The organism is Erythrobacter tepidarius (genome assembly GCF_002155695.1).
In the GTDB taxonomy this organism is placed as follows: Bacteria; Pseudomonadota; Alphaproteobacteria; order Sphingomonadales; family Sphingomonadaceae; genus Erythrobacter; species Erythrobacter tepidarius.
On sequence record NZ_MUYJ01000016.1, the window covers coordinates 44609 to 51450 of the forward strand.

Sequence of the window (6842 nt, forward strand, 5' to 3'; positions counted from 1 at the left end):
TCAGAAATCGTAGATCAGCGTCACGCGGCTGAGCGTGTCGGTCTGCACGGCGCCGGGCGGCGGGTTGCTGTCATACTCCACCGCATAGGAAAAGCGCGCCGAGAGCTTGCTGCTGATCGCGGCATTCAGCCCGGTGACGAGATCGAGCGTGGTGTTGCGCGAATCGATGATCGCGACTGCCGAACCGCCAGCTTCCGCCACCGCATTGGCATCCTGCGTCAGCGTGAGGCGCTCAGTGATTTTCCAGTCGAAATCGAGCGCCGCAAGCCCCGCGATCCGGCTTTCGCTGCGCCCGTCGGTGAATTCGGTGACCCGATAGGCCGGGCCGGTCTTGAGCGAGAGTTGGATGTCGTCCCGCTTCAGCGCCTGATAGCCGAGCCCGCCCGAGATCGCGTAACGGCCCGAAAATCCCTGGAACCGGTCACGTTCGTACTGCGCCAGCGCATAGAGGTAGATCTTGTCCGAAAGCTCGTAGTTGGGCTCGTAGCGGGCGAGGTATTGTTCGCGCGTGGTGGTGCCGTTGGCGCGCTGGTAATCGACCCGCCCGGTCAGCCTGTGGCGCCAAGCGATGCCCTGCCGGGCGACCGAGAGGCCGGCGGTGATCCCGGTGTTCGAGCTGTTGCCGGTCGCGCGGAAGGCACCGAATTCGCCCTTGCCCGACCAGTTATCGAACAACCCGGCGGAACGGATCGCGGCTTCCTTGGCAGCCGCTTCGGCGGTCTTTTTCTCGGTCAGCCGGGTCTCGAAGGCGGTGAGCATCGCGTCGATCTCGGCGACGGCGTCGGGATTGGTCTGCTTGGCGATTTCCACGACGGTGCGCACCTTGGCTTCATCATTGGTGGCGATCGCCGCATCGATCATGGCGCGCACCGGTTCGGGCAGCATGGCAAGGGCAGGGCAGGACGCGCACAGCAGGGCCGCGGGGCCGAGGGTGGCAGGAATCCGGCAGATCATGCCGCAGCCCTAGCCGCCTCGGCTTGAGGCGGGCAAGAGGCTTGCTGCCGAACGCGGCACCCGCGGACGCGGCGGCCCGGCGGCCTTGCCCGTCTGCTTCCAGCGCGGGGCGATAGCGCATCCCGAGGGCAAGCCAGCGCGTGGGGGTGCCGGTTCGGACCGGCGAATTTCGCGTCCGTAACGGGCGATGGGCCGAAGCTCGTGCGGGGCTTTCCTACACTGTGTCCTGCGGTTCACGTTGCGCCGATGAACCGCACGCGCCCGTTCCTGACCTGGCCGAACCAATGCCCTTGCGCCTTTGCGCGGGGCGGTTTTTCGCTTCCGGACAGTGTCTCATCTGTCTCCAACTTCAGCAAAGTGGCCTTCAAGCTGAACGGTTTGCCGGCTGCACCGTCGGATTCGCAGGGATGGGCGTCAGCGCTGAGCTCAACGGACCCGCGGGCCGCCAAAGGGCAGCGGCGGCGGCGGACGGCGCACCCCGCGCGGCAGCTGGGCCTGATAAGCGCGGCCGCAATGCTCGACGCAATAGGGAAAACCGGGGTTCACCGGCTCGCCGCAGAAGTGGAAGTCGGGCTCACCCGGATGGCCGATCGGCCAGCGGCACACCTTGTCCGACAGATCGAGCAGGCTGGTCTTGCCGGCGATCTCTGGGCTGGGCTTGGCCGGTACCAGGCGACGCGGCGGAGCCGGGGGGATCGGGGCCTGCTGGTCACCGGGGCCTTGGCGCAGGAAGCCGCCGGGGCCGACCGAGACGATCTTGGGCAGTTCGGCCTGCGGATGGGGCAGGGGCTGCGACGGACTGGGGGCGACGGCGCGCTCGTCCGCCGGAGGGCGTGCCGTGGCGGTCGGCGCGGGCCGCGCGGGGGCGCGGTCGGCTGCCGGAGCAGCGACCCGCTCGGGCGCTTCGCTGCGCGCGGCGCTCTCGGGCTTGGATGCGGGTGTCACCGGCTTCTTGCCAGCCCCCGGCTTGGCCTTCTTCTCGTTGGCCTTGACCGGGGAAGGGCGCGCCTTCAGCCCCAGCCGGTGCGCCTTGCCGATCACCGCATTGCGGCTGACCCCGCCAAGTTCCGCCGCGATTTCGCTGGCAGTCGCGCCACCTTCCCACATTTTCCTGAGCGTCGCGATACGCTCGTCCGTCCAGCTCATAAAACCTACCTGTTCCTGTATCCGGTGCCTGCGCATCGACCCCTTGCCGGGAGCCATGCTTGCCACGCAAGCCCTTCCGGCCTAGGCGCTCAGACCATGGCCGATACTGCTTCAGCGCACCCCGATGGCAACGCCGTCCCCGTGACGGAAATCATGGCTGATGACAAGACCGGCGGGGGCACCCGGTTTTCCCCGCGCGGTGTTCCGGTGATCACCGGGGTCAACCGCGTGGGTCTCTTCGCCCTCTATATGAAGGAGGTGCGACGGTTTCTCAAGGTGCAGACACAGACGATCTGGGCACCGGCCTTCACCACGCTGCTGTTTCTGGTGATCTTCGCTGTCGCGCTGGGGCGCGAGGGGCGCGAGGTGCTGGGCGTGCCCTTTGCCACCTTCGTCGCACCGGGCCTGATCGTGATGGCGATGATGCAGAACGCCTTCGCCAATTCCTCCTTCTCGCTGCTGTCGGGCAAGATGCAGGGGACGATCATCGATCTGTTGATGCCACCGCTGTCCTCTGGCGAGCTGATGGCGGGGATCCTGGCGGCCGCGGTGACTCGCGCGATTCTTGTCGGCTGCACTGTGGCGCTGGCGATGGCATTGTGGCCGGGCGTGTCGCTGGCGGTGGCGCACGTCTGGGCGGTGGTGTGGTTCGGCCTGATGGGTTCGCTGATGCTGGCAACGCTCGGCCTTGCGACTTCGATCTGGGCCGAGAAGTTCGATCACAATGCCGCGATAACCAACTTCATCATCGCCCCGTTGTCGCTGCTGTCGGGCACGTTCTATGTGATCGAGAATCTGCACGGGGTGTTCCAGACGGTGAGCCGCGCGAACCCGTTTTTCTATGTGATTTCGGGCTTCCGCTATGGCTTCCTCGGGCAAAGCGACATCGGCGGGGCGCAGGCCGTGGCGGCCGCCGGGGGCGCGCTGTTGGCGCTCAACCTGGTGATGGCGGCGGCGGTTTATGCCCTGCTGCGCAGCGGATGGAAGCTTAAGAGCTGACATGGAGCTCGGGCATTGCCCGGCCCGAAAGGGCCGCAAGGACAACCGCCCGCCCGAGCCTTTGCGAGAACCAGCAAGCCGCATGGCTTGCCATAGGCATCAGTGCGTCAGCGAGGCTCGCATCCGGTAGCGGCCGTCCTTGAAGCTGTCGAACAGTTGGCGAACCGTCGGGTGATCGACCGGGCCGCCCTCGGGATCGGCCAGCAGATTGCCCTGGCTGACATAGGCGACGTAGGAGGATTCGTCATTTTCGGCGAGCAGGTGATAGAACGGCTGATCGCGCCGCGGGCGAATGTCCTCGGGGATGGACTGGTACCATTCCTCGGAATTGGCGAAAACCGGATCGATGTCGAACACCACGCCGCGGAAGCCGAACAGGCGGTGGCGCACCACATCGCCGATGGCGAAGCGCGCACGGGTCTGGCGCGGGGCGATGATCGTGCGGCCTGCCTGACTTGAGAAGAATTCTGCGCGTTCCATGCCGCCAATATGGACTTTTGCTCCGGCAAAACAAGCGCGGCTTTTGTGCGGTTGCGAGATATGCCCGCATTTTGTGGTTCATCGGGACTTGGCAAGGTTCAAACCCTGCGCTAACGGGCGCGCTTCCTGTCGCCTGCCGTCCCGACCATGCGGCCCGACCATGCGCGACAGGCCTCGCGGAGAGGTGGCAGAGTGGTCGAATGCGCCGCACTCGAAATGCGGTTTACCGGCAACGGTAACGTGGGTTCGAATCCCACCCTCTCCGCCATTATCTTGTAGCGAACCCGAGATGAGGCTCCCGTTGGGGGCCTTTTTCTTTTTGTTTCAAAGGCGCTTAGCCGAGACGCCCGAACCTCGGAGACTGGCCCTGCGCCGAATTTCTGTCTCTGAACAGCCCTCCGTCTCTAACCGACCGAACCTCGTCCGGCCCGGTTCGGCTTCGTGAACACCAGCGTTTCCAACGGGTTTCGCAGTTCGCTCGACAATGCATTCAGCGGGCGTTCTTCCGGTTGGCGTGGCCGCCGCGGAAAAACACGATAGGCATTGCGGAGCGAAATGCGGCGTAGTTACGAGCTTGGTGTGGCAGAGTATATTTTCCGCCCGGAGAGGAAAGCACTCTCTCTGATAGCGGGCAATCGGTGCGCGTTGAGCCGATGGCGTCCGCGCTGCATGTAGCACAGGGGGCTTTATGGTGCTTCGCGTCACATTCGACACTAACGTCTTGGACTTGGCATGTCGGCCCGAGCGGTTCCCAAAAGACCCTCGACAGCCGCAAATGAAAAAGGTCCACAGCGCGCTCGCGAATGGCAAGCTAAAGGGCTTCTATTCGGAGACTATGCTCACCATTGAGGGCATCATGCGCCGTGACCGAGCCGATGTGTTCGCTGCTACCCAGACAGTTATGCATCCGGAAACGAGCCAGATCACCGATTACGCAGACCTGCCGAACGTAATCCAGGAGAAGGTCGGTAGCGGGGATTTGGAAACTATCGCTATGGAATTTCGCGTTGAACAGCCACGCCGAAAGCCGCTGCATCCCGAGGTTCTAGAGCGTGTAAAGGCGGCCAAGACATTAGGCGTGAAAGTATTAAAGGGCGTGCCAAGGATAGGTGCCTATCATCTGACCGACCACGCTGGAGAATACTATCTGGGACGGGGCGAAGGCGATGATCTGAAAGCGTGGATCGACAAGGCTCATGAGGTCGCGCGAGCGATCGAAGCTCGGGGGATAGGCTTCGCTCAGGTGAAAGCGCTGGGTAGGAACATGTCTGCTTCGGACCCAGCATCCGCTTGGTTTCAGTCTCTCGACCAAGCGACCGATGTCCACCAAGAACGCAGTGTAGAGCGAGCGTTCAGCGAGTGGGCTGACGGCGACAGTGTAGCCGTCCATGTCGCTTATGGTATTGATGTTTTCTGCTCGGCGGACGTGGGCAACAGCAACGCCACCAACTCTGTCCTCGACCCGATCCATCGCTCATGGCTTACCGAGACCTACGGCGTTCGCTTTATGACCTTCGAGGATCTCGCAGACAACCTACCGTAAGCTCATTGACGTTTTCACTCACCGTTTCGAGCATAAGCTAACAAGAATGGTCGAGCGCTTCCTTCGTGCCAGAGGCGATATTCTTAGGAGTAAATGGTATCGAATACAGCGTCCATCTGCTCCGCCCACGGCCGATCGGCGACCGAAACAAGGTCGTTCAATGACAGCGCCGGTGGGACGCGCCTGATGACGAGGTGTTCAAGCACCTCGGGTGACAGATAGGCGAGCCGCATTATTCGGCTCACGAACCGGTCGGAGACCTTCTCGGCCGCGGCGATATCCTGAATGGTGGAAGCGGCACCGGATTCCAGCTGCCGCCGCCAGCTCCAAGCGCGAGCGATGGCGCGCAGCACATGAGGATCTTGTAACCGGCCGTCCCGGACCGTCACCTCGTCGGGCGGCAGGATCATCGGCCGCCCGTTGCGTTTGCGGATCGTCAGGGGGATGACGACCCGGATGGTGTTCGTCGAGTCGGTCATGCACAGGCCTCCGTCTGGCGGGGGGCCATCATGTCCCGCAGGACCGAGCCCAGACCCTCATGGCGCAGATCGACGGCGATGCCGTCTTTGCCGACGGTCACCCGCTCGACTAGAAGCTGGACGATGCGGGTTTGCTCCGCCGGATACAGCGCCGCCCAGAGCTGGTCGAACTCGCCGAGCGCCTGGACAACCGCCTTCTGATCGATGGTCGGGCTCTCGTCGCGCAGGGCCTTGATCGTCCGCGCCGCGATCTCGGGCGCGCGGATCATGCGGCGGATTTCGCCGACCACGGCGTCCTCGACCATGCCTGCGGGCAAGCGCAGCGGGCCCGAGGCGTCGCCGGTCGGGCGGTTTCGGATCAGGTCCATGGACGCGTAGTAGCGGTAGAGGCGCGTGCCTTTCTTCGTCGCCGTCGGCGTCATCGCCGTGCCCGTCTCGGTGAAGATGATCCCCTTCAGCAGGGCTGGCGTCTGGCGGCGGGTATTCTTCGCCCGCAGGCGCGGGCTTTCTGCCAAGATGCTGTGAACCTTGTCCCACAGGACCTGATCGATGATGGCTTCGTGCTCGCCGGGATAGGCCTTGCCCTTGTGCACGGCTTCGCCGAGATAGACCCGGTTGTTGATCAGTTTGTAGAGGAAGCCCTTGTCGATCGGCTTGCCGCGCTTGTTCAGAACGCCCTCGGCCGCGAGCGCTTTCGCCAGCGTCGTGGCGGAGCCGATGGCGACGAAGCGCTCGAAGATCATCCGGACCGTCGCGGCTTCCGCTTCGTTGACGACCAGCTTGCGGTCGCGCACGTCGTAGCCCAGCGGGACGTGACCGCCCATCCACATGCCGCGCTTGCGGGATGCCGCGACCTTGTCGCGGATGCGCTCGCCGATCACCTCCCGCTCGAACTGTGCGAAGCTGAGGAGGATGTTCAGCGTCAGCCGGCCCATCGAGGTCGTGGTGTTGAACGACTGCGTGACCGACACGAAGGTCACCCGATTGCGGTCGAAGATCTCGACCAGCTTGGCGAAATCCATCAGCGAGCGCGACAGCCGGTCGATCTTGTAGACCAAGATCACATCGATCAGACCGGCCTCGACGTCCTGAATGAGGCGCTTCAAGCCGGGGCGCTCCAGCGTGCCACCGGAGAAGCCGCCGTCATCGTAGCGTTCGCGAATGGTGGCCCAGCCTTCGGCCTTCTGGCTCGTCACGAAGGCCTCGCAAGCCTCGCGCTGGGCGTCGAGGCTGTTGAACTC

At 64.0% G+C, this 6842-nt stretch carries 7 protein-coding genes and 1 tRNA gene; 3 read left to right on the forward strand and 5 right to left on the reverse strand.

The window, feature by feature from the left end:
* Window positions 1-954, reverse strand: a complete 954-nt coding sequence (locus BZF61_RS14310; RefSeq protein WP_086620072.1) for a DUF481 domain-containing protein — start codon at window positions 952-954, stop codon at window positions 1-3.
* 426 nt (window positions 955-1380) lie between these two features.
* Window positions 1381-2100, reverse strand: coding sequence for a GcrA family cell cycle regulator (locus tag BZF61_RS14315; protein ID WP_086620073.1), 720 nt, complete (start codon window positions 2098-2100; stop codon window positions 1381-1383).
* A gap of 153 nt (window positions 2101-2253) precedes the next feature.
* Between BZF61_RS14315 and BZF61_RS14320 the strand changes: the two genes are divergently transcribed.
* Complete coding sequence (locus BZF61_RS14320; RefSeq protein ID WP_086620081.1) at window positions 2254-3099, forward strand: ABC transporter permease; 846 nt, start codon at window positions 2254-2256, stop codon at window positions 3097-3099.
* Window positions 3100-3198: 99 nt separating this feature from the next.
* Here BZF61_RS14320 and hspQ read toward each other — a convergent pair whose 3' ends face one another.
* Window positions 3199-3579, reverse strand: a complete 381-nt coding sequence (gene hspQ, locus BZF61_RS14325; protein ID WP_086620074.1) for a heat shock protein HspQ — start codon at window positions 3577-3579, stop codon at window positions 3199-3201.
* 178 nt (window positions 3580-3757) lie between these two features.
* Between hspQ and BZF61_RS14330 the strand changes: the two genes are divergently transcribed.
* A tRNA-Ser gene (locus tag BZF61_RS14330) sits at window positions 3758-3847 on the forward strand.
* Window positions 3848-4354: 507 nt separating this feature from the next.
* On the forward strand, window positions 4355-5122 hold the full coding sequence (locus tag BZF61_RS14335; RefSeq protein WP_143737087.1) for a hypothetical protein: 768 nt from the start codon (window positions 4355-4357) through the stop codon (window positions 5120-5122).
* Between the two features lie 83 nt (window positions 5123-5205).
* On the opposite strand, the gene BZF61_RS14340 is transcribed toward BZF61_RS14335, so the two are convergent.
* Together BZF61_RS14340 and BZF61_RS14345 are read right to left on the reverse strand one after the other, a co-directional pair.
* Complete coding sequence (locus BZF61_RS14340; RefSeq protein ID WP_086620076.1) at window positions 5206-5601, reverse strand: hypothetical protein; 396 nt, start codon at window positions 5599-5601, stop codon at window positions 5206-5208.
* Window positions 5598-6842 (reverse strand): recombinase family protein (locus tag BZF61_RS14345; RefSeq protein WP_086619866.1); only part of this gene is annotated, 1245 nt, incomplete at its 5' end. The genes BZF61_RS14345 and BZF61_RS14340, both read right to left, overlap by 4 nt.

Bases quoted from the DNA above. Each gene is read 5' to 3' on its own strand.
- BZF61_RS14310 (WP_086620072.1), bottom strand. From the start codon at position 954: ATGATCTGCCGGATTCCTGCCACCCTCGGCCCCGCGGCCCTGCTGTGC.
- BZF61_RS14315 (WP_086620073.1), bottom strand. From the start codon at position 2,100: ATGAGCTGGACGGACGAGCGTATCGCGACGCTCAGGAAAATGTGGGAA.
- BZF61_RS14320 (WP_086620081.1), top strand. From the start codon at position 2,254: ATGGCTGATGACAAGACCGGCGGGGGCACCCGGTTTTCCCCGCGCGGT.
- hspQ (WP_086620074.1), bottom strand. From the start codon at position 3,579: ATGGAACGCGCAGAATTCTTCTCAAGTCAGGCAGGCCGCACGATCATC.
- BZF61_RS14335 (WP_143737087.1), top strand. From the start codon at position 4,355: ATGAAAAAGGTCCACAGCGCGCTCGCGAATGGCAAGCTAAAGGGCTTC.
- BZF61_RS14340 (WP_086620076.1), bottom strand. From the start codon at position 5,601: ATGACCGACTCGACGAACACCATCCGGGTCGTCATCCCCCTGACGATC.